This is a genomic window from Streptomyces viridosporus T7A (genome assembly GCF_008704515.1).
Classification (GTDB): domain Bacteria; phylum Actinomycetota; class Actinomycetes; order Streptomycetales; family Streptomycetaceae; genus Streptomyces; species Streptomyces viridosporus.
In genome coordinates this window covers 865892-886821 of sequence record NZ_CP023700.1, presented here as the reverse complement: position 1 = coordinate 886821, position 20930 = coordinate 865892, and the positions used below count along the sequence as shown (strand labels likewise).

The following is a 20930-nucleotide window of genomic DNA, read 5'->3' as shown; positions in this document are numbered from 1 at the left end:
CCGGCGGCCGCGGCCACTACTTGATCAGGGCGTTGGCCACGATGATCACCAGGCCGATCAGCATGTCGGCGGCTCCGGCGCGGAGCGAGGCCGTCCACCCGCGGCCCGCACGGCGCGCGGTCCACGCTCCCCAACCGGCGAGCAGCAGGGTGTTGAGCACCAGGGCGGTGTTCACCGCCTCGGTCTCCGTCCACCAGGAGGGCACCGCGGTCAGCAGCAGCACCACGGTGGGAGCGGCCGCCGCGACGACCGGCCACTCGGCGAGCATGGCGCGCAGCCCGACTCCGGCACCGCTGCGGTCAGACGACAGCCGGTGCGCGACAACGTGGGCATAGCCGTGGGCGGCCGCGGAGGCGAGGGCGGTGAGCAGGACCCACAGCGCGTCCGATCCGGGGTCGGCCGCCTCGCCGGGGGAGTCGAGCGCGGCCGCCAGCGCACTGGCCAGGACGAGCCCGTAGACGCCGCTGAACAGTGTTGTTTCCGCCGGTCGCCGGCCCGGTCCCTGCCGCGGGGCGGTCGGCCGGGGGAGACGGTGGGCACCGTGGTGCATCGCTACCGCCTCCGCCGGGAGGGTGCGGAAGGAGGCGGCAAGGCGCGCACCGGGAGATCGGGGCCCGGCTGTGCGCGTGAGGCGTGGCCTGACCCGACTTCTGTTTCCGTGACGCGGACGAGCAGCGCCTTCTCCCGAAGCCTTCTGCTGGAGCCGGCTCCATCCGCCCGACCTGCGGGACGCCGAGCGTGCCACGGCACGGACCGTGACGGGACCGTTGTTCTCACGGAATACAACTATTCCATCCGCTCGGGCGGTGCACGGGTCGAGCGGCCGACCGCGTCCCGCCCGCGCCGCTGGAGAAGTCGTTGCTGCGGGACCGGTGGGACCGGTGCTCGTCGCGGCGGGCCCGGCGGACCGCGGGAACACGGCGTCGAACGCTCCGCCGTGCGTGCCGCCGGCCGGCGTCACCGTCCGTCGGCCGGGACCTTCGTCCGCTGCCTGCGGGCCGCCATCACCGCGTAGACCGGCACGCCCGCGAACAGGAACAGCACGCCCTGGTAGACAGCCACGTGTCCGGCGCCCGCGACCAGCCACAGCGAGAACCCGACCGCGATCGACGCGATCACGGCGTCGCGCACCAGCCGCGCGCGGTCGACCCGGTCGCGGCGCCCGGAGGCGAGGTGGAACAGCTGTGCGGCGGTGGCCAGCAGGTACGGCACGGTCGCGGTGAACGTGGTGACGAGGACCAGGACCTCGAACACCTTCGCCGTGCCCGAGGTGTAGTTGTAGACGGTCAGGAGCGAGGCGAGGACGACGGTGACGCCGACGCCGACCGTGGGCACCCCGCGCCGCCTGCGCGCGAACGCGGCGGGGAACAGTCCGTCCTTCGCCGCCGCGTACGGGGTCTGGGCGCTGAGCAGCGTCCAGCCGTTGAGGCAGCCGGTCATCGACACGAGCGCGGCGAGCGCCACGGCCCAGCCGCCCCAGGCGCCGCCGAACATGGCGTCGACGGCGTCCGAGAAGGGCGCGGTGGAGTCGACCAGGCGGTCGTGGGCGACCGTGCCGAAGACGGAGAGCGTGCCCAGCAGGTAGACGAGCGCCGCGCCCGTGGTGCCGATGACGGTGGCGCGTCCCACGGTCCGCCGGGGGTTCTCCACCTCGCCCGCGCTGACGGCGGCGGACTCCACGCCGAGGTAGGAGAAGAGCAGGATCGCGGCCGAGGCGGAGACCGCGCCGATGGCGCTGCCGCCGGCGGCGTGGAAGGGGCCGAGGTTGTCCGGGTCGAAGAAGAACAGACCGCCGACGGCGACGAGCAGCAGCGGCGCGAACTTCAGCACGGTGGACACCAGCTGCACGGCGCCGACGTAGCGGGTGCCGGCGAAGTTGGCGAGCGCGGGCAGCCACTGCAGGACGAGGGCGGCGAGGCAGGCGGTCCAGCGGTGGTCGTTCACCGGGATCAGCACGTCGAGGTAGCCGACGGCGGCGACGGCGAGTGCCGCGTTGGACACCCAGGTGGTGATCCAGTACGCCCAGGCGGCGAGGAAGCCGGCGAAGTCGCCGAAGGCCTCACGGGCGTAGACGTACGGGCCGCCGGTGCGCGGGTCCCGTTCGGCGAGCCGGCCGAAGACCAGGGCGAGGGCGATGGCGCCGACGGTCAGGACACCGAAGGCGAGCAGGCTGATCGTGCCGTACGGGGCGACGGAGGCCGGAAGCAGGAAGATGCCGCCGCCGATGATGTTGCCCATGACCAGGGCGGTGGCGACGGGCAGCCCGAAACGGCGGGCGTGCCGGCCCGGGGCGCCGGTGGTGCCGGCGGGGTGGGCGGGGGCCGCGGGGATCTCCTGCGGGGCCGGAGCCGACGGCGGGACGGTCCCGGTGACGTGCATGGGGTGGTGCGCCTCTCCTCGAACTGCTGCCCGGGGTCGCCGGGACGGCGCCCATGGTCCGGTATGCCCCGGGGAGGCTCCAAATCGGACGCTTTTGTCCTGTGTGAACCCGTCCGGCATCGTAAAAGGTGCACCGTCACGGGTCTCTGGCCGGGAATCGTCCGGGGCTCCGGAGGCGTCCGACCCGCGCAGCCGGCGACGCGGGACCCAGTACGAGCCGGGCGTCCTTCTGCCGTGGCTGGAAGGAGCCGAGCATCTTCGGCGAGTACGGCACCAGGAGGTTCTTCGTCTGCCGGGGGTAAAGCGGCAGCGCATCGCTGACCGGCGCAAGCAGCGCCTGTCTCGGCTTGGGCGGGAACGCCGGCCCGGAAACGGTCCGGAACTCGACCGATGTGCTCCCTCGGGCCGGGTCGCTGCCCGGCGCCACGCAGCGGTCGGAGCCGGAAAGGGGGCCTGATGCATCCGCTCGCACTCCGGTGTGACGCGCCCACCGGCCGAGACCCCCCAGTACGCCGAAACCCGCACGCCGCCGGCGCGGAGAGACGATCTCCTCGCCGTGGCCGCGTGAGGCCGTGGCCATCCGCCGCGGGCAGTGACGGTCCTGCCCGGCACAGGTCGTACCGGCCGTCCAGGGGCGTCCGACTGATCCAGGGCAGGCGCATCGAGCGCGGGTCTTAGGCCCGTTCGTCTTCCCCGGTCGGGGAGTGAGGGGGAGCCGTGGAGCGCAGGACGGCTCCGCCTTCCCGTCGGACGCGCCCTTCCCGTTCCCGGCCCGGGCCGGGAACGGACGGCGGCGCGAACAGGTCATCCGACGCCCACGAGGAAGAGGGCGAAGTCGCCGTACTGGTAGACGATCTGGTCTTCCGTCAGTTCTCCGTCCTCGCGGTACCAGACGGCCACGCCCATCCCGAGGTCCAGGATCGCGTACGAGGCCAGGCGGGCCGATGCGACGTGGAAGCGTCCCGCGGCGATCCCGGCCTCGACCAGCTCGCGGAACGCCTTCTCGTACGCGTCGCGCCGGGCCAGGACCGCGGTGCGGTGCGGTTCCTCGAGGCTGCGGATCTCCCGGTTGCCGACGAATGCCTCGAGTCGGTGCCGCGCGTGGTAGCGGACGTGGGCCTCGGTGGCGCGCCTGAGCCGTTCGGCGGGGTCCGCGGTCCCGGCGACGGCGGTCCGGTGGGCGGCGAGGAGCGCGTCCATCGTGCCGATCATGATCTGCGCGAGCAGTGCCTGCTTGGAACTGACGTGTTTGTACAGGCTCGGCCCGCGGACGCCGACCGCCGCACCGATGTCGGCCATGGTGGTGGCCGCGTACCCGCGCTGGGTGAACAGCTCCAGGGCGGCGGCGCGGATCGCGTGGGCCCGCGGGGGGCCGCCGGCTGCCGGGGGGCCGCCGGGCCGGTTCGCAGCAGTGTCTCGGTGCGTGCGGGGCTGCGGCACGGAAGGCTCCTCGGCGTGGACTTCACAGTTCGGCTAGTACATGTTAGCGGGAGCGCGGGCGGCCATGGCGGCGAATCACTGCGGGCCTTGACAAGGCAAGGAGCGGACCGTTGTCATGTGGCTAACGTCTATTAGCCAGGCTGGGGCCGCGCGGTGCGAGGCGCCTGCCTGGTGTCAGGAGGCACCGTTGCCCGTCAACCCGGACCACGGCCCCGAGGCCGTGGAGCTCGCCCGCCGTACGGCGGAGTTCGTCCGCGAGGTGGTGATCCCGGCCGAGGAGGAGTACGGCGGGGTCACCGCCGCCGGCGGGGAGGCGCTGCGGACGCGCCTGCAGGAGGCCGCCCGCGGGGCCGGCGTCTTCGCCCCGCACGTCTCCCCGGAATACGGCGGCCACGGTCTGGACATGCGGGGCCGCGCGCTGGTGTTCGAGGAGGCCGGCTACTCGCTGTTCGGTCCGCTCGCCCTGAACATCGCGGCCCCCGACGAGGGCAACATGCACATGCTGGAGGCGATCGCCACTCCGGAGCAGAAGGAGCGCTACCTGCGCCCGCTCGCCGAGGGCCGGGTGCGGTCGTGCTTCGCGATGACCGAGCCGGCGCCGGGTGCCGGCTCGGACCCGTCGGCGCTGACGACCCGCGCCGAGAAGGTGTCCGGGGGCTGGCGGATCGAGGGCCGCAAGTGGTTCATCACCGGCGCGGACGGCGCGGCGTACGCGATCTGCATGGCCCGTACCTCCGGCGAGCCGGGGACGCGGGGCGGGGCGACGATGTTCCTCGTCGGCGCCGACAACCCCGGGATGAAGATCGTGCGGCACATCGACACCTTGGACGAGGCCTTCTTCGGCGGGCACTGCGAGGTGCTCTTCGACGACTGCGTCGTGCCGGACGAGGCGGTGCTCGGCGAGGTCGACAAGGGGTTCGAGTACGCTCAGGTCCGGCTCGGCCCGGCCCGGATGACGCACTGCATGCGGTGGCTGGGCATCGCCCGCCGCGCCCAGGACATCGCGGTGGCCCGGGCCGCGGACCGGCAGCTGTTCGGCTCCCGACTCGCGGAACTCGGCATGGTCCAGCAGATGATCGCCGACAACGAGATCGACGTCGCCGCCTCGCGCGGACTGATCCTGCAGGCCTGCCGGGAGCTCGACCAGGGCCGCTCGGGGGCGCAGTCCACCGCGATCGCCAAGACGTTCACCGCCGAGGCGGTGTGGCGGGTCGTCGACCGGTCACTGCAGATCTGCGGTGCACTGGGCATCTCCGGGGACGTCCTGCTCTCCCGCTTCCTGCGCGAGGTCCGCCCCTTCCGCATCTACGACGGGCCCTCCGAGACCCACCGCTGGGCGATCGCCCGCCGGGTGGTCCGGCGCCACCTGGACGGCCGGACCCCGGGAGCGCAGCCGTGACCGCCGAGGCGACGAGCCCCCGGGGCCTGGACCTGGCGGCCCTCCAGCGGTACTTCGAGGTCCACGTGCCGGACACCGCCGGCCCGCTGCGGGCCGAACTGCTGCACGGCGGCCGCTCCAACCTGACCTACCTGGTCACCGACGGTCACTCCCGCTGGGTCGTGCGCCGCCCCCCGCTCGGTGTCCTGACGCCGTCCGCGCACGACATGGGGCGCGAGTACCGGATCGTCGCCGCGCTGCAGGGCACCGGCGTACCGGTCGCCCGGGCGGTGGCACTGTGCGAGGACCCCGGGGTGCTCGGTGCGCCGTTCTGCGTCGTCTCCCACGTGGCGGGCGCGGTGCTGCGCACCCACGAGGACCTGCACGCCCTTCCGCAGGCGGACATCGACCGCTGCGCCACCGCCCTGGTCGAGGTGCTCGCCCGGCTGCACGCCGTGCCGTACGAGGAGGTCGGGCTCACCGGCTTCGGCCGGCCCGGGGGCTACCTGACCCGGCAGGTCCGGCGCTGGCGTGACCAGTGGTCACGCGTGGCCACCCGTGAACTGCCCGACCTCGACACCCTGCACCAGCGCCTGGCCGCCGAGGTGCCCGCCGAAAGCGGCGCGGCGGTCGTCCACGGCGACTACCGCATCGACAACGCCATCCTGGATCCGGCCGACCCGGGAACGGTCCGCGCGCTCGTCGACTGGGAGATGGCCACCATCGGCGACCCGCTGGCCGACCTGGCCATGGCCCTGGTCTACCGGGACCCCGCGTTCGACCCGGTGCTGGGCGGCTCCGCCGCCTCCACCAGCGACCGGCTCCCCTCCCCGCGTGACCTCGCCGAGCAGTACGCCCGCGCCTCCGGGCGGGACCTGGGACGGCTCGCCTTCCACCTCGGCCTCGGCTACCTCAAGATCGCCGTGATCGCCGAAGGCATCCACGCCCGCCACCAGGCCGGCATGACCGTCGGCCACGGATTCGAAACGGTCGGCGACGCGGTGCCCCTGCTCGCGGCGGCGGGACTGCGCGCACTCGCGGAAGGGAACCCCTCGTGAACACCCGGGCCGTCACGGCGGGTTCCCCGGAAGGGGAGCGCTCGGCCGCGCTCGTCACCGGAGCCTCCCGCGGCATCGGCCTCGGCATCGCCCAGGGCCTCGCCCGGGCGGGACACGACCTCACGATCACGGCCCGGGACGCCGGACTCCTGGAGAAGACCGCCGACGACCTGCGGTCGTGGGGCGTACGCGTGCACCCGGTGGCCGGGGACATGGCCGACGAGGACGACGTCCGCCGCATCGCACACGCGCACACAGGGGCGCACCGCCGCCTCGACGTCCTCGTGATCGGTGCCGGAGTCGGCAGCGCGGGAGCCGTCGGCAACGCGCCGATGCGCCGGTTCGACAAGCAGTTCGCGGTCAACGTACGCGGCCCCCTGGTGCTCCTCCAGGAGGCCCTCCCGCTCCTGCGCGAGACGGCCGCCCGCAACCCGGCGCGCGGGGCGAAGGTGATCGCCCTCGCGTCCATCACCGGCCTCGCCCCCGAACCCGCCCTCTCCGCGTACGGCGCGAGCAAGGCCGCACTGATCTCACTCTGCCGCTCGGTCAACGCCGAAGTGTCGGCGGACGCAGTGTCCGCCACCGCGATCTGCCCCGGCTACGTCGACACCGACATGAGCGCGTGGACGCACGACCGCATCGACCCCACCGACATGATCCGCGTCGAGGACATCGTCGAACTCGCCCTGGCCGTCACCCGTCTGTCGGCGCGCGCGGTGGTCCCCGAAATGGTGGTCACCCGACCCGGGGAGCGACCCTGGCGAGCCTGAGACGACCACGACGCCCTGCGGCTGCCCTCCCGCACCGGCGGTGGTCTGCCGCTGAGCCGCACCGGCGTGGGCAGGGCCCTGCTCGCCCTCTCCGGCGCCGAGCCGACCGAGGAGGTGCTCTTCCGGTCGCTGCCGAGCCCCACCCCCGCACCCGATCACCGACCCGGTGCGACTCCGCACGGCGCTGGAGAGGATCCGGGCCCTCCGGCCTGGTCCACGAGGAGCTGGAGGCCGCACCCGAGGTGAGCCGCATCGCTGCCGCCCGTCTTCGCCGGGACACGGCCGTGCCCGCCCTGTCGGTGGCCGTGCCCCGGTCACGTCACCCGCCCCACCCGTCCTGCTTCGGTCGTACGGACGGCCGCCCCGTGCCCGTCCCGCGTCGCCCGCGGAGACATCCGACCCGACAAGGAGGAACCCTCCTACCCGTCAGCCGCCGCCAACACCTGACAGCACGGCGTTCGCCCTCTGTGCTCGTGGTCACACCATCGTCACCTCCTGCAATTTACTAGGACGTCCTACTATCTCTTGGTCAGCGTTCCCCTGACCTGTCCGGGAAGGCCTTCATGAACGACCTGCACCGCCCCGCGCACCCCGTCCGCCTGGTCACCGCTTCGGCCCTGTTCGACGGGCACGACGCGTCGATCAACATCATGCGGCGAATCTTCCAATCGCAGGGCGCCGAGGTGATCCACCTCGGGCACAACCGGTCGGTGCGGGAAGTCGTGGACGCGGCGCTGGAGGAGGACGTACACGGCGTGGCGGTCTCGTCCTACCAGGGCGGGCACGTGGAGTACTTCGAGTACCTGGTCCAGTCGCTGCGCGAGCGGGGAGCGGAGCACATCCGCGTGGTGGGTGGTGGTGGCGGCGTGATCGTGCCCGAGGAGATCACCCGGCTGCGCACCAGCGGGGTGACCATCTTCTCCCCGGAGGACGGCCAGCGGATGGGCCTCGCCGGGATGGTCAACTCGGTTTTGCGGGACTGCGACTTCGACCTCTGGGAAAACAAGCCGGCCGACGCGGCCGCCGTCCTGGCCGGCGACTGGCCCGCCATCGCGCGCGCCATCACCGGCGCCGAACTCGGCAGACTGCCCGCGGACTTCCTGGCCCAGCTGCGTGCCGCGGCGGCAGCACGGACCACGCCGGTTCTCGGCATCACCGGTACCGGCGGCTCCGGGAAGTCGTCCCTGACCGACGAACTGGTGCGCCGGTTCCGCGTCGACCAGCAGGACAAGCTGCGGATCGCGGTGATCGCGGTCGACCCGACCCGCCGCCGCGGCGGCGGTGCGCTGCTCGGTGACCGGATCCGCATGAACTCCCTCGACGGCAACCGGGTCTTCTTCCGCAGTCTGGCCACCCGCGGGAGCCACGAGTTGCCCGAGCACCTTTCCGACGTGATCGACGTGGTCAAGGTCGCCGGATTCGATCTGGTGATCGTGGAGACGCCGGGCATCGGCCAGGGCGACGCGGCGATCGTGCCGTTCGTCGACACATCGATGTACGTGATGACACCGGAGTTCGGCGCTGCCTCGCAGCTGGAGAAGATCGACATGCTCGACTTCGCCGACGTCGTGGCGATCAACAAATTCGAGCGGCGCGGCGCCAAGGACGCGCTGCGCGACGTCAGCCGTCAACTGATCCGCAACCGTGAGGCGTTCGACAAGAAGCCCGAGGACATGCCGGTGTTCGGCACCTCGGCCGCGACCTTCCACGACGACGGGGTCACCGCGCTCTACCAGCACCTGAGGACCGCCCTGGCCGAGAAGGGGCTGAAACTGTCCGAGGGCACGCTGGCACCGGTCGACGTGCGCCACTCCTCCGGCATCCGCCAGGTGGTGCCCGCGGGCCAGGTGCGCTACCTGGCCGAGATCACCGAGACGATCCGCAGGTACCACGCCGAGACCGAACGCCTCGCCGAGGCGGCCCGGCGGGTGCAGCGCCTGGACGTCGTCGAGGGCGAGCTCACCCGGGCCGGCTCCGACGCGGGGAACGTGGCCTCGCTGCTCGTGGAGGCCCGCAAGCAGCTCCCGCCCGACGTCACGGAACAGATCGAGAACTGGCCCGCCGTCGTGGCGTCCTACTCCGGCGACGAGCAGGTCGTGAAGGTCCGGGACAGGGAGATCCGCACCAAGCTGACCCGCGAGTCCCTGTCGGGCAACGCGGTCCCCCGCGTGGCGCTGCCGAGGTTCACCGACCACGGGGAGCTGGTGCGGTTCTGGCGCCGGGAGAACCTGCCCGGCTACTTCCCGTTCACCGCCGGCGTGTTCCCGTTCAAGCGCGACGGTGAGGACCCGGCGCGGATGTTCGCCGGCGAGGGCGACCCGTTCCGCACCAACCGGCGGTTCAAGCTGCTCTCCGAGGACCAGCCGGCCACCCGGCTGTCCACCGCCTTCGACTCGGTCACCCTCTACGGCCGTGACCCCGACGAACGTCCCGACATCTACGGCAAGGTCGGCACCTCCGGCGTCTCGGTCGCGACCCTGGAGGACATGAAGGCCCTCTACGACGGTTTCGACCTGGTCGCGCCGACGACCTCGGTGTCGATGACGATCAACGGTCCGGCACCCACCGTGCTGGCGTTCTTCCTCAACACCGCCATCGACCAGCAGATCGAGGAGTTCCGCGCCGCCGAAGGCCGCGACCCCTCTCCCGAAGAAGCGGCCGAACTGCGCGCGTACGCACTGGCGAACGTGCGCGGCACGGTGCAGGCCGACATCCTGAAGGAGGACCAGGGCCAGAACACCTGCCTGTTCTCCACCGAGTTCTCCCTGCGGATGATGGCCGACATCCAGGAGTGGTTCATCGCCAACAAGGTGCGCAACTTCTACTCGGTGTCCATCTCCGGCTACCACATCGCCGAGGCCGGTGCGAACCCGATCAGCCAGCTCGCGTTCACCCTGGCCAACGGCTTCACCTACGTCGAGGCCTACCTGGCCCGCGGCATGCACATCGACGACTTCGCGCCGAACCTGTCGTTCTTCTTCTCCAACGGCATGGACCCGGAGTACTCCGTGCTGGGCCGGGTCGCCCGCCGTATCTGGGCCGTCGCGATGAAGGAGAAGTACGGCGCCAACGAGCGTTCCCAGAAGTTGAAGTACCACGTGCAGACCTCCGGGCGGTCCCTGCACGCCCAGGAGATGGACTTCAACGACATCCGCACCACCCTGCAGGCGCTCATCGCCATCTACGACAACGCCAACTCGCTGCACACCAACGCCTACGACGAGGCCGTCACCACCCCGTCGGAGGAGTCGGTGCGCCGGGCGCTGGCGATCCAGCTCATCATCAACCGCGAGTGGGGCCTGGCGATGAACGAGAACCCGCTGCAGGGCTCGTTCATCATCGACCAGCTCACCGACCTGGTCGAGGAGGCGGTGCTTGCCGAGTTCGACCGGATCAACGAGCGTGGCGGCGTGCTCGGCGCGATGGAGACCGGCTATCAGCGTGGCCGCATCCAGGACGAGTCGATGCTGTATGAGCAGCGCAAGCACGACGGCTCACTGCCGATCATCGGCGTGAACACCTTCCGCCGACCCGGCGGTGACGCCCAGCCCCAGGAGCTCGAGCTCGCCCGCGCCACCGAGGCCGAGAAGGAGTCCCAGCTGGAGCGTGTCCGCGACTTCCAGGCTCGCCACCGCGAGCAGGCGCAGACCGCCCTGGCCGACCTGAGGGACGCCGCGGTCAGCGGCCGCAACGTCTTCGCCGTCCTGATGGACGCCGCCCGGGTCTGCACCCTGCAGCAGATCACCGAGGCGTTCTTCGAGGTCGGCGGACAATACCGCCGCAACGTCTGACCCCGGCCCCGACAACGACCTTTCCTCTCCTCACCAGTTGGGACTTCACATGGACCCCGTTACCCGTCTCGGCGTCGTCGGCTGCGGCCTGATGGGCTCCGGCATCGCCGAAGTCGCCGCCCGCAGCGGCCTCGACGTCCTCGTCGCCGAGGCCACACACGACGCGGCCGAAGCGGGCCGCCGTCGTCTCACCGTCTCCCTCGACCGAGGTGTACGGCGCGGCAAGCTGAGCGAGGAGCAGCGCGATCAGGCCCTCGCCAGGCTGTCCTTCACCCACGACCTCGGCGACATGGCCGACCGCCAGTTCGTCATCGAGGCCGTCGCCGAGAACCGCGACATCAAGACCGACGTCATCCGGGCCCTGGACAAGGCAGTCGAGGACTCCGCGGCGATCCTGGCCACCAACACCTCCTCGATCCCCATCATCGACCTCGCCGTCGCCACCGAGCGTCCCGCGCAGGTCATCGGCATGCACTTCTTCAACCCCGTGCCCGTGCAGCAGCTGGTCGAGCTCATCCCCGCGCTCACCACCACGGAAGAGACCGTGGAGCGCGCCCGCCACCTCACCCAGCAGCTGGGCAAGCAAGCCATCCAGGCGCCCGACCGCTCCGGCTTCGTGGTCAACGCCCTGCTGGTCCCCTACCTGCTCAGCGCGGTACGGATGGTGGAGGCGGGCTCCGCGGTCCCGGACGACATCGACCGGGGCATGGAACTCGGCTGCGCCCACCCCATGGGGCCGCTGCGCCTGCTCGACCTCATCGGTCTCGACACCGCCCAGGCAGTGGCCGAGTCCATGTACGAGGAGTTCAAGGAGCCGCTGTACGCGCCGCCCGCCCTGCTGCGCCGCATGGTCGCCGCCGGCCACCTCGGACGCAAGAGCGGCCGCGGCTTCTACACCTACACCGCTTGACCGAGGGAGGTTTCCAGCAGAGACCTGACCTGCACCGCACCGTCGGCGGCGGCCGGACGTCCCCACAGCTCACGCGGACCGCGCCGACACGACGGATGTGCTCGGCCCGAAGCGACCGCGCCGCACGCGAACGGGCCCGCACGGCCACGGCCTGCGGGCCCGGACGAAGCTCGCGCGCCCTGACGTCCCCGCTCCTTCCACCGCCAGTGGGTGGTGGTGGAAACCGAGCGGCACCCCCGAGGGCCCGGCGGTTGCGCGCAGCCGAGGCCGCCGTGGCCCACGAGGGCGCCGTTGTCCGCGCCCGGTCCGTCCGCGCGGCAGGGAACAGCGTGCGAGCGGCACGGGGAGAGGGCGCCGGCGGCCGTTCACGTTCGCCCCGGCCGCATGCGGGACCACCCGCTCGGGCCACCTCGCCCGCGCGTCCAGGATCATGGCCCTCCATGAAGCCGGGGAGGCCCGGACAGGCTTCGACGGTCAGCTTCCGGGCCTGCTCGGAGGGGCTCGCGACCGTCGTCGTAGGCTGGGTGCGTCCGGCCGGGGTGCCGACACCCGAAGAACCAGGCAGGAGGCCGAAGCGTGGACAGGGTCGGGTTGCGCTACGTGGCCGGCGGCGCGGCGGTTCCGACAGTCGGCGCGGACGGCCTCCCCGACGCCCCCTCGGCAGTGGTCGACCCCGACCGGCCCGGCGGTGCCGGCACCGCGCTCGAACGGGGCCCCCTCGACGCCCGGGCCGAAGTGCGCGGCCGTGGCTGACCTCGGTGCCTGGGCCGCGTCGGGTGCGATGTGCCTCACCGGTCGACGCGACGGCCCGCCCATGGCCGCCCCCGGCGACCCGGCGGGCGCAGTACGGCGAGCGCTGGCGCGCGTCGCCGAGGCCACCCGGCGGCGCACCGGCGCCCTCCCCACCCTGCCGGACGTCCGCCTGCTCGGGGAACGGGCGGCGATCGCCGGGCTGCGCCGCAACGGCCCGTGGTCCTGCGGCGGCGCCTTCCGCCTGCTGCCGACCGCGGACGGCTGGTGGGGGGTGTCGCTGCCGCGTCCCGAGGACATCGAAATGGTGCCGGCCCTCGTCGAAGACGATGATCCGGGCGACCCCTGGGAGGCGGTCGCCCGATGGGCACGCGGTGCCGCCTCGGCGGACGCGGTGGCACGAGGCCGACTGCTCGGGCTGCCCTGCTGCGACCCGGCGTCGGTCGACCGGTCCCGTCCCGGCGTCGTGGCCCGGCAAGGCGGCCGCCGCTTTCCGCGGGAGCGCCCGCGAGTGGTCGACCTGACCTCGCTGTGGGCCGGCCCCCTCTGCGCGCACCTGCTGGGTCTCGGCGGCGCGGAGGTCGTCAAGGTGGAAAGCCGGCACCGTCCCGACGGCAGCCGTCGCGGGCCGCGTGCCTTCCTCGACCTGCTGCACGGCGGGCATGCGATGGTCGCCGTCGACTTCCACGATCCCGACGCCGTCGCCCGCCTGCGCGACCTCGTCGCCTCGGCCGACCTGGTGCTCGAGGCGTCCCGCCCCCGAGCACTGGCACGCCTCGGTCTGGACGCCGATGCGCTGGTCGACAAAGGGGTGTCCTGGCTGTCGATCACCGCGCGGGGCCGGGACTGCGACGCGGTGGGGTTCGGAGACGACGTGGCGGCCGGGGCCGGCCTGGTGGTCGAGGACGACGGCGAGTTGTTTCCCTGCGGTGACGCCCTCGCCGACCCGTTGACAGGCGTGGCGGCAGCCGCGGCGGCTGCCGAGGCACTGCTCTCCGAGCGCGCCGCGCTCATCGACGTGTCGATGCACCACGTCTGCGCCGAGTTCTCGGGGCCGCCGGCCCCGCACGAGGTGGTCCGCCGCGCGGACCGCTGGTGGGTGGCCTGGGACGGCGGCGAGGCCGTGGTCGCCGACCCGGCGCCACGCATGCCGCTCCGGCCCGCCGGCGAGCTGGGCGTCGACAGCGAACGAATCCTGGACGGTCTGCGGTGAACGTGCTCCTCCGCGACGTCGAGGTGGAGGGCCGGCGCTCGGACGTCCTCCTCGCGGGTGGCCGCGTGGCCGCCATCGGTGCCGGGCTGCCCGCACCGGTCGGCGCCGAGGTGGTGGCCGGGGGCGGCGGGGCGCTGCTGCCCGGACTGCACGACCACCACCTGCACCTGCTCTCGATGGCCGCTGCGCTCGACTCGGTCGACTGCGGCCCCGGGGCGGTCCGCAGTCCTGAGGCGCTCGCCGAGGCGCTGCGCCGTGCCCCGGGTGGACCCGGCGGGTGGGTGCGGGGTACGGGCTACCACGAGGACGTCGCCGGTCCGCTGGACCGGCACCTGCTCGACCGGTTGGTGCCCGACCGGCCGGTCCGGGTGCAGCACCGCAGTGGCGCTTTGTGGATGGTGAACTCGCGTGGCCTCGGCGAGGTCGCCCACGTCCTGGACCAGAGCCCCGACGTCGAGCGGGACGCGCACGGTCGGCCGACCGGACGGCTCTGGCGGTACGACGCCCGCCTGCGACCGGCGCTGGCCGACGCACCACCCGACCTGGCACGGGTGGGCAGCGCCCTGGCGGCCTACGGCATCACCGGCGTCACCGACGCCACACCGGACCTGGACCCGGCGACGGTCCACCTGCTCGGCCGGGCGGTGGCCGACGGTGCCCTCCCGCAGCGGGTGGTGCTGCTCGGCGCGCCGACCGGCACCGAGCTGCCGCCCGGCCTCACCGCGGGCCCCCGCAAACTGCTCCTGCGCGACCACGACCTGCCACCGTACGACGAGCTGGCCGCAGTGATCGCCGACGAGCACGCCGCCGGGAGGCCGGTCGCCGTGCACTGCGTGACCCGGGACTCGCTGCTGCTCACGCTCACCGTGCTGGACGAGGTGGGACCGCTGCCCGGCGATCGGGTCGAGCATGCGGCGGTGGTCCCCGAGGGCATCGCCGAGTGGATGGCCCGGCTCGGGGTCCGCGTCGTCACACAGCCGGACTTCCTGCGCACCCGCGGCGGGACGTACCGGCGCGAGGTCGACCCCGACGACCTGCCACACCTCTACCCGTACGCCGGCCTGCTCGGGGCGGGCGTGCCGACCTGCGCCTCGAGCGACGCCCCCTTCGGCGTGGCCGACCCGTGGCAGGTGATCGCCAGTGCGATCGACCGCACCACCGCGGACGGCGACATCCTCGGGGCCGGGGAGCGGGTTCCGCCGGCCACCGCACTCGCCGGCTACCTCTGCGCCCACGACGAGCCCGGAGGCACACCACGCCGCGTCTTCCCAGGCGCACCGGCCGACCTGGTCCTGCTGCGGACGCCCCTCGACCAGGCGCTCGCCGAGCCGGACGCCGGTGCCGTCGCCGCGGTGTGGCGCTGCGGGCGGCGCCTCGACACCACGGGTCCCGGAATCGCCGGGCACCGACCGTGACCCGGCCGGGGGCGGACTGCGGCCGAGCCGATCACCCCTGCTCGCTGCACCGGGTCCCGGTCAGCGGGTACGGGCACCGCCGACACCGCCCCGACCGTCCCGGCACCACCGCGAAAGTCCCCGCACCCCGGCCCGGGCCACCGATGGGGTGGATGTACCCGCGGAGACTCGGGGAGTGCCGACGGTCGACTAATCCTGACGCCCCGACCGGCCCCGGGAGATCGACGTTTCGCCGGGGCCTCGGGGTGTCCGGATGCCCAGTGAGTTGGCCCATAGCAGGGAGAGCTGTTCGGCGGCCTTCCCCACCTCGTAGTCCGCGTCGCGCGCCGACCAGCGGTACGCGAAGTTGCTCACCATTCCGGTGAGCGCCATGGCGGCGTACACGGGATCGACGTCCGGGTCCGCGATCCCCTTGTCCTGCCAGTGGCGAATACTTTTCTCGATCCGCTGTACGAACCGGTCACTGGCCTCGCGCCGCAGGCGCTCGACTCCCGCGTCCAACGTGGCGACCTGTTCCCAGGCGACCATGATCGCGCGATTCTTGCGGTACGCGGTCAGGTAGGCGCGGTTCGCCCGGAGGATCTGCTCGTACGGCTCCACGCGGTTCGACCCGTCGCCGTCCTGCTGCACATCACGGGGACCCGGGCTCCGCAGTTCCTCCTCCAACTCGCGCAGCAGCGCGACGAAGATCTCCTCCTTCGAGGCGAAGTACGTGTAGAAGGAGCCGTGCGCCGTGTTCGCGGTGTCGGCGATGTCGGTGATCCGCGCATTCGCGAAGCCGTCGCGCGCGAAGACCTCCCTGGCCGCGTCCAGCAGGGACTGCCTGCGCCGCCGTCCCCGCGCAGTGGCGGGGAGCGGGCGGGCCTCCGGATCAGCCCCGGCGAGGTCGCTGGTGTCCACCCTGTCGCTCCCCATGCCGGCGGTGACTCCGTCCCGTCGAAACCTCCACTGACCCGCAACACTACTCGACCTTGACGTCGGGTTCACTGCAGTTCCGTCCCTGGGCGACACCGAGCCCGATGCCTTGTTCGACGTGCGCCGTCGTCGCCGGCCGCACACCCACCCCTGGCAGGGCGGGTGCCAGTGGCCCGGTGAGTGGGCGGGAGGCAAGGAGCACCTCCCCACACGGACCGGTGGGGGAGCGGTCTGGAGCGGAGGCATGGCGGACGGCAGCGGTCGCACGCGTCACCGGAGGCCGACGACAGCAGTGCCTTTTCGCTTGTCGCTCGCTCCGTCCTCCCGGCCGCCCGCGTCATGCGGCGACCCGCACTCCGCTCACGCTGGTTCTCCTCGACGCCCGGCGAAGGATGCGAGGAGCACGGTGGTCTCCGGCCGGGTGGCCGCCTCCGCGATCACACGGGCTTCTTCCCGGCCGCTCTGCTCCCGCGAGGTCCGCCAGGAGGAGCGCAGGAGTCGCTTCCCCTGTCCGAGGGCGAACTCCGGCCCCGCGGCGAGCTGCTCGCTGAGCCGGCGTGCCCGGTCGTCGAGCGAGGCGTCGTCCACCATTTCAGTGATCAGGCCCCACGCGCGGCTTTCCTCGGCAGTGAGCGTCCGGCCCGTCAGGGCGAGTTCGAGCGCACGTTGCTGCCCGATCGCGCGCGGGAGGAGGTAGGAGACACCGCAGTCGGGGGTCAGGCCGACACCGGCGTAGGCCAGCAGGAACTTCGTCGAGGCGGCCGAGACGATCACATCGCAGCTGAGCATCAGGGCCAGTCCGGCTCCCGCCACAGCCCCCTGGACCGCGGCGACGACCGGCTTGGGCAGCGCCGCGAGGCGCTGCAGGGCGTCATCGAAGGTGCCGGCGAGCTCTTCGAGGTACGCGGCCCGGTCCGGCGCGGCGGCCATCGCCGCCACGTCGCCCCCCGAGCAGAACCGTCTGCCCTCCCCGCGGACGAGCACCGCCCGTATCCCGGGGTCGGCCGCCGCCCGGTCCACCGCCGCGCCGAAGGCGCGGGCGGTGGGCAGGTCCACGGCATTCGCCCTCGCTGATCTGGCCAGGGTGATCCGGGCCACCCCTGCTGCGCATTCGTAGCGGACGAGGTCCTTTGTCATGCCATGCTCGCTTCCTGGTCGAGGCGGTCTCGGCGCGGCGGTCAGACCCGCCGGAAGAGCGCGGCGAGTGCCTGCCCGCCGCCGATGCACATCGTGACCACGCCCAGCTCCAGGTCCCGGCGGACCAGGTCCTTGGCCACCCGCAGCGTCAGGATCGCGCCGGTCGCCCCGACCGGGTGGCCCAGCGCGATCGCCCCGCCGTTGGGGTTGGTCTTCTCCGGATCCAGACCGGCGTCGCGGATCACCGCGACCGCCTGCGCCGCAAAGGCCTCGTTGAGCTCGACGACGTCGATGTCGGACGGGGAGGTGCCGGTCTGCTCGAACAGCTTCCGCAACGCCAGTACCGGCGCGTAGCCCATCAGCTCCGGCTCCATCGCCGCGGTCGCCACCGCCTCCAGCGACACCAGCCCGGACAGCCCGCGCTCGGCTGCCACCGGCTCCCGCGCCAGCACCAGCGCCGCACCGCCGTCGTTGATCCCCGACGCGTTGCCGGCGGTCACCGTGCCCTCCGACTGGAACGCCGGGCGCAGGCCGGCCAGTGTCTCCACCGTCGTGCGGGGCTTGGGGTGCTCGTCGACCCCGACAACGCGAGGCTTGCGGCCGCCCACCTCGACGGGCGTGATCTCCTCGGCGAAGGCCGCCTGGGCCGCCGCCGAGGCGGCTCGTCGCTGGGACTCCGCCGCGAACTCGTCCTGCTCCCGGCGCGAGACGCCGTACTCCGCGGCGACCTTCTCCGCGGTGAGACCCATGTGGATGCCGTGGAAGGGATCGGTCAGCATCATCACCGTGCCGTCGACGAGCGTTCGGTCGCCGAGTCGGTAACCGGACCGGGCGCCGAAGTCGTAGAACGGCATCCGGCTCATGTTCTCGTCGCCGCCGGCCAGCGCGATGTCCACGCCGCCCCAGCGCATCTGCATCGCCGCCGACCAGATCGCCTGCAGGCCACTGCCGCACAGCCGGTTCACGGTGTACGCCGGGGTGCTCGTCGGCAGCCCGGCCGCCAAGGCGACCCGGCGCGCGTTGTAGGCGTCCGGCCCGACCTGCCCGATGCAGCCCATGACCACCTCGCCGATGTCCTGCGGCTCCACCCCCGCGCGTTCGAGCGCCGCCCGCGCCGCGGTGCCGCCGAGCTCGTGCGCCGGGACGTCCTTGAACGCGCCACCGAAGCTGCCGATCGGAGTGCGCGCCCCCTCGACGATGAGGATCTTTTCCTGTGACCCCATGGCTGTCCCTTCCGAAAGATGTGTTCTGCGTGTCGCGCCCACGGGAGGTGGGTGGGGCCCTGCGAAGCCAGGACCCCTGCTGAAAGCGATCACCGTCCCCGGTCCCCGTGGGCCTGTGTCGGGCGCGGAGCCCGCGGATGCCGGCGAACGCCGGGGCGAGCCGAAAGTCCTGGGAGGCCTCCGGAGCCCGCGCGCCCGGACCGCCTTGTCAAGATCCACTCGACTCGACGGTACGGGGGATAGTGATCTTGAGCGAGGCTCGGCGGGGGCAGCGCGCTGAGCACGGTGCTCAGGGTGCGGCCCGCGTGGCGTGGACGGTGGCGAGCAGGTGCCCCAGCGGTGGCCGACGCACGATCCGAGCGCGCTCGCCGTCGGTCACCTCGTCGGTGAAGCCGGGCTTGCCTCCGGACAGCAGCCGTGGGCAGCGGAGGAGCGACATCGGCGGATGCGGCCGGGGCGGACCAGGCGCCGAACCGGCCGAGGTCGGCCGGGCCGCTCGCCCGGGGTGGGAACACCGGCCGTCTCAGGGCACCATCACGCTGACGGTCTCGGCGACGCAGACCGGCTTGTCGGCGCCCTCGCGCTCGACGGTGACCCGGGAGGTGGACCTGACCCCCTTCGGTCCCGAGGCCAGCGAGAGCAGTTCGACGCCGGCCCTGACCCGCGACCCGGTCGGCACCGGGGAGGGGAAACGCACCTTGTCGCAGCCGTAGTTGACGCTCATGGCCAGGCCGTCGACCCGGTAGACCTGCCCAGCCAGCCGCGGTATCAGCGACAGGGTGAGGTAGCCGTGGGCGATGGTGGTGCCGAACGGTCCGGCAGCCGCCTTCTCGGGATCGACGTGGATCCACTGGTGGTCGCCGGTGGCGTCGGCGAACAGGTCGATCCGCTGCTGCGTGACGGTATGCCAGGGGCTGTACCCGAGGTGCGTGCCGACCGCCTTCTCCAGCTCGTCGATGCCGTTGAAGACCTTCATGGGTGCTCCTGTTCTTGTCGGGCTCCGTGCGGACGGGGTCGCGCCGCGGTCAGTCGCACGGACCGCCTGCGACGTAGAGGACTTGGCCGGAGACGAAGCCGGCCCCTTCACTGGCGAAGAACGACACTGCGTGGGCGATGTCCTCGGGCTTGCCGGTGCGGCCGAGTGGGATCTGCGAGGCGGCGGAGGCCTTGAATTCCTCGAACGGCATGCCGATCCGCTCGGCGGCCGAGGCGGTCATGTCGGTCTCGACGAAGCCCGGGGCGACGGCGTTGGCGGTGATGCCGAACGCGCCGAGTTCGATGGCGAGGGTCTTGGTGAAGCCCTGCAGGCCCGCCTTGGCGGCGGCGTAGTTCGTCTGGCCCCGGTTGCCGAGCGCGGAGGTGCTGGAGAGGTTGACGATGCGTCCCCGCCTCTGCTCGGTCATGTGGCGCTGGACGGCACGGCTCATCAGGAACGCCCCGCGCAGGTGGACGTCCGTCACCGCGTCCCAGTCGCCGATGGTCATCTTGAACAGCAGGTTGTCGCGGGTGATGCCGGCGTTGTTGACCAGCACGGTGGGGGCGCCGAGCTCCTGCGCGACCCGGGTGACCGCCGCCTCGACGGCCGCCTCGTCGGCGACGTCGGCGCCGACCGCGAGCGCATCGGCGCCCCCGGACCGGACGTCCTCGACGACCGGTTCGCAGGCCGCCTCGTCCAGGTCGAGCACGGCCACGGCGAAGCCGTCAGCGGCCAGCCGCTTCGCCACGGCGGCGCCGATGCCGCGTGCGGCACCGGTCACGATCGCGGTACGTCGGCTCATCTCTCCTCATTCCTTTCGTCATTCCCCTCGGGGAGGCGTCATGTCGTCGCGGACGGCCGAAGGCGCCGGCCCAAGAGGGGAGCGTCCCCCCGCCGAGGAGGCCTGGTGCAGCTGCGCCAACGCGGCCCGTGTCGCCGCGGGGTCGGTGTGGAGCACGGCCCGCATGCCCACGGCACGGGCGCCGACCACGTTCGGCTCGGCGTCGTCGACGAAGACCACCTGCGCCGCAGCCAGGCCCAACCGGTCCAGGGTGAGCTCGAAGATCGTCGGCAGTGGCTTGCGCAAGCCCACTTCGCCGGAGATCACCACCGGGTCGAACAGCGACTCGAGGCGCTCACGGGGATAGTCGTTGCCCCAGCTGTTCGACAGCAGCGCCACCCGCACACCGCACGCGCGCAGTTCCTCGGCGAGCGCATACATCCGTGGCTCGGGTCGCAGACCCGCGAAGAACCTGTCCAACACACCGACCGGATCGACCGGTGTGCCGTTGAGGCGCACCAGCTCGGCGGCGAACAGGCGCTCGAACTCCGCCACCGGCAGCTCTCCGGTCTCCAGCAGGTGGATGGGGGTGCCCTCCGGTGCCCGGCGCCCGAGCCAGGCTTTCAGCGTCCGGGAGAACGACGCCGGCTCGATGCCGTCGTGCTCCAGCCAGGCAGCGATCGACTGCCGCACCGGTGTGGTGAGCACCCCGCCGTAGTCGAACACCACGGCGGCCACGGGCGGGTCGTCGGCCATCACTCCGGTTCTCCCACCGTGCTTCCGGCGGCCGGGGC

18 protein-coding genes are annotated in these 20930 nt (G+C 72.7%); 8 read left to right on the top strand and 10 right to left on the bottom strand.

Annotated elements, in window-relative coordinates; genetic code table 11:
* Positions 1–16: 16 nt before the first annotated feature.
* From CP969_RS04295 to CP969_RS04285, 3 genes are all read right to left on the bottom strand, one after another.
* Positions 17–550 (bottom strand): hypothetical protein, encoded by a 534-nt coding sequence (locus CP969_RS04295; protein WP_016827748.1) that lies wholly within the window; start codon positions 548–550, stop codon positions 17–19.
* A gap of 407 nt (positions 551–957) precedes the next feature.
* Complete coding sequence (locus CP969_RS04290; protein WP_016827749.1) at positions 958–2379, bottom strand: amino acid permease; 1422 nt, start codon at positions 2377–2379, stop codon at positions 958–960.
* A gap of 804 nt (positions 2380–3183) precedes the next feature.
* A complete protein-coding gene (locus CP969_RS04285) occupies positions 3184–3819 on the bottom strand; it encodes a TetR/AcrR family transcriptional regulator (RefSeq protein ID WP_016827750.1) in 636 nt (211 codons plus the stop codon).
* A gap of 187 nt (positions 3820–4006) precedes the next feature.
* Between CP969_RS04285 and CP969_RS04280 the strand changes: the two genes are divergently transcribed.
* The 8 genes from CP969_RS04280 (at position 4007) to CP969_RS04245 (ending at position 15104) form a co-directional block, all read left to right on the top strand.
* Complete coding sequence (locus tag CP969_RS04280; RefSeq protein ID WP_004992383.1) at positions 4007–5218, top strand: acyl-CoA dehydrogenase family protein; 1212 nt, start codon at positions 4007–4009, stop codon at positions 5216–5218.
* A complete protein-coding gene (locus tag CP969_RS04275) occupies positions 5215–6255 on the top strand; it encodes a phosphotransferase family protein (protein WP_004992386.1) in 1041 nt (346 codons plus the stop codon). The genes CP969_RS04280 and CP969_RS04275 overlap by 4 nt, the downstream gene beginning before the upstream one ends.
* Positions 6252–7025, top strand: coding sequence for an SDR family NAD(P)-dependent oxidoreductase (locus tag CP969_RS04270; RefSeq protein ID WP_016827751.1), 774 nt, complete (start codon positions 6252–6254; stop codon positions 7023–7025). The genes CP969_RS04275 and CP969_RS04270 overlap by 4 nt, the downstream gene beginning before the upstream one ends.
* A gap of 563 nt (positions 7026–7588) precedes the next feature.
* Positions 7589–10816, top strand: coding sequence for a fused isobutyryl-CoA mutase/GTPase IcmF (gene icmF / locus CP969_RS04265; RefSeq protein WP_016827752.1), 3228 nt, complete (start codon positions 7589–7591; stop codon positions 10814–10816).
* 49 nt (positions 10817–10865) lie between these two features.
* A complete protein-coding gene (locus CP969_RS04260; protein WP_016827753.1) occupies positions 10866–11726 on the top strand; it encodes a 3-hydroxybutyryl-CoA dehydrogenase in 861 nt (286 codons plus the stop codon).
* A gap of 576 nt (positions 11727–12302) precedes the next feature.
* Positions 12303–12479 carry a hypothetical protein gene (locus tag CP969_RS33150; RefSeq protein WP_004992394.1) on the top strand — a complete coding sequence of 59 codons (177 nt, stop codon included), beginning with the start codon at positions 12303–12305 and terminating at the stop codon, positions 12477–12479.
* Positions 12472–13689, top strand: coding sequence for a CoA transferase (locus tag CP969_RS04250; RefSeq protein WP_223887053.1), 1218 nt, complete (start codon positions 12472–12474; stop codon positions 13687–13689). Before CP969_RS33150 ends, CP969_RS04250 begins: the two co-directional genes overlap by 8 nt.
* Complete coding sequence (locus CP969_RS04245) at positions 13686–15104, top strand: amidohydrolase family protein (protein WP_016827755.1); 1419 nt, start codon at positions 13686–13688, stop codon at positions 15102–15104. The genes CP969_RS04250 and CP969_RS04245 overlap by 4 nt, the downstream gene beginning before the upstream one ends.
* 189 nt (positions 15105–15293) lie before the next feature.
* On the opposite strand, the gene CP969_RS04240 is transcribed toward CP969_RS04245, so the two are convergent.
* The 7 genes from CP969_RS04240 to CP969_RS04215 all read right to left on the bottom strand — a co-directional run bounded on the left by CP969_RS04240 (position 15294) and on the right by CP969_RS04215 (position 20892).
* On the bottom strand, positions 15294–16019 hold the full coding sequence (locus CP969_RS04240) for a TetR/AcrR family transcriptional regulator (protein ID WP_016827756.1): 726 nt from the start codon (positions 16017–16019) through the stop codon (positions 15294–15296).
* A gap of 360 nt (positions 16020–16379) precedes the next feature.
* Entirely contained in the window at positions 16380–17156 is a 777-nt protein-coding gene (locus CP969_RS04235; RefSeq protein ID WP_004992405.1) for an enoyl-CoA hydratase/isomerase family protein, read from the bottom strand.
* Positions 17157–17197: 41 nt separating this feature from the next.
* Positions 17198–18379: a thiolase family protein gene (locus tag CP969_RS04230; RefSeq protein WP_004992408.1), complete on the bottom strand. Its 1182-nt coding sequence runs from the start codon at positions 18377–18379 to the stop codon at positions 17198–17200.
* Positions 18380–18668: 289 nt separating this feature from the next.
* Positions 18669–18818, bottom strand: a complete 150-nt coding sequence (locus CP969_RS33145) for a hypothetical protein (protein WP_004992411.1) — start codon at positions 18816–18818, stop codon at positions 18669–18671.
* 84 nt (positions 18819–18902) lie between these two features.
* On the bottom strand, positions 18903–19355 hold the full coding sequence (locus CP969_RS04225) for a MaoC family dehydratase (RefSeq protein ID WP_016827758.1): 453 nt from the start codon (positions 19353–19355) through the stop codon (positions 18903–18905).
* A 49-nt stretch (positions 19356–19404) separates the two neighbouring features.
* Complete coding sequence (gene fabG, locus CP969_RS04220) at positions 19405–20157, bottom strand: 3-oxoacyl-ACP reductase FabG (RefSeq protein ID WP_016827759.1); 753 nt, start codon at positions 20155–20157, stop codon at positions 19405–19407.
* 18 nt (positions 20158–20175) lie between these two features.
* Entirely contained in the window at positions 20176–20892 is a 717-nt protein-coding gene (locus CP969_RS04215) for an HAD family hydrolase (protein WP_016827760.1), read from the bottom strand.
* Positions 20893–20930 lie beyond the last annotated feature (38 nt).

Coding starts and splice junctions, on each gene's coding strand:
- CP969_RS04295 (WP_016827748.1), bottom strand. CDS start 550: ATGCACCACGGTGCCCACCGTCTCCCCCGGCCGACCGCCCCGCGGCAG.
- CP969_RS04290 (WP_016827749.1), bottom strand. CDS start 2,379: ATGCACGTCACCGGGACCGTCCCGCCGTCGGCTCCGGCCCCGCAGGAG.
- icmF (WP_016827752.1), top strand. CDS start 7,589: ATGAACGACCTGCACCGCCCCGCGCACCCCGTCCGCCTGGTCACCGCT.
- CP969_RS04260 (WP_016827753.1), top strand. CDS start 10,866: ATGGACCCCGTTACCCGTCTCGGCGTCGTCGGCTGCGGCCTGATGGGC.
- CP969_RS04240 (WP_016827756.1), bottom strand. CDS start 16,019: ATGGGGAGCGACAGGGTGGACACCAGCGACCTCGCCGGGGCTGATCCG.
- CP969_RS04235 (WP_004992405.1), bottom strand. CDS start 17,156: ATGACAAAGGACCTCGTCCGCTACGAATGCGCAGCAGGGGTGGCCCGG.
- CP969_RS04230 (WP_004992408.1), bottom strand. CDS start 18,379: ATGGGGTCACAGGAAAAGATCCTCATCGTCGAGGGGGCGCGCACTCCG.
- CP969_RS33145 (WP_004992411.1), bottom strand. CDS start 18,818: ATGTCGCTCCTCCGCTGCCCACGGCTGCTGTCCGGAGGCAAGCCCGGC.
- CP969_RS04225 (WP_016827758.1), bottom strand. CDS start 19,355: ATGAAGGTCTTCAACGGCATCGACGAGCTGGAGAAGGCGGTCGGCACG.
- fabG (WP_016827759.1), bottom strand. CDS start 20,157: ATGAGCCGACGTACCGCGATCGTGACCGGTGCCGCACGCGGCATCGGC.
- CP969_RS04215 (WP_016827760.1), bottom strand. CDS start 20,892: ATGGCCGACGACCCGCCCGTGGCCGCCGTGGTGTTCGACTACGGCGGG.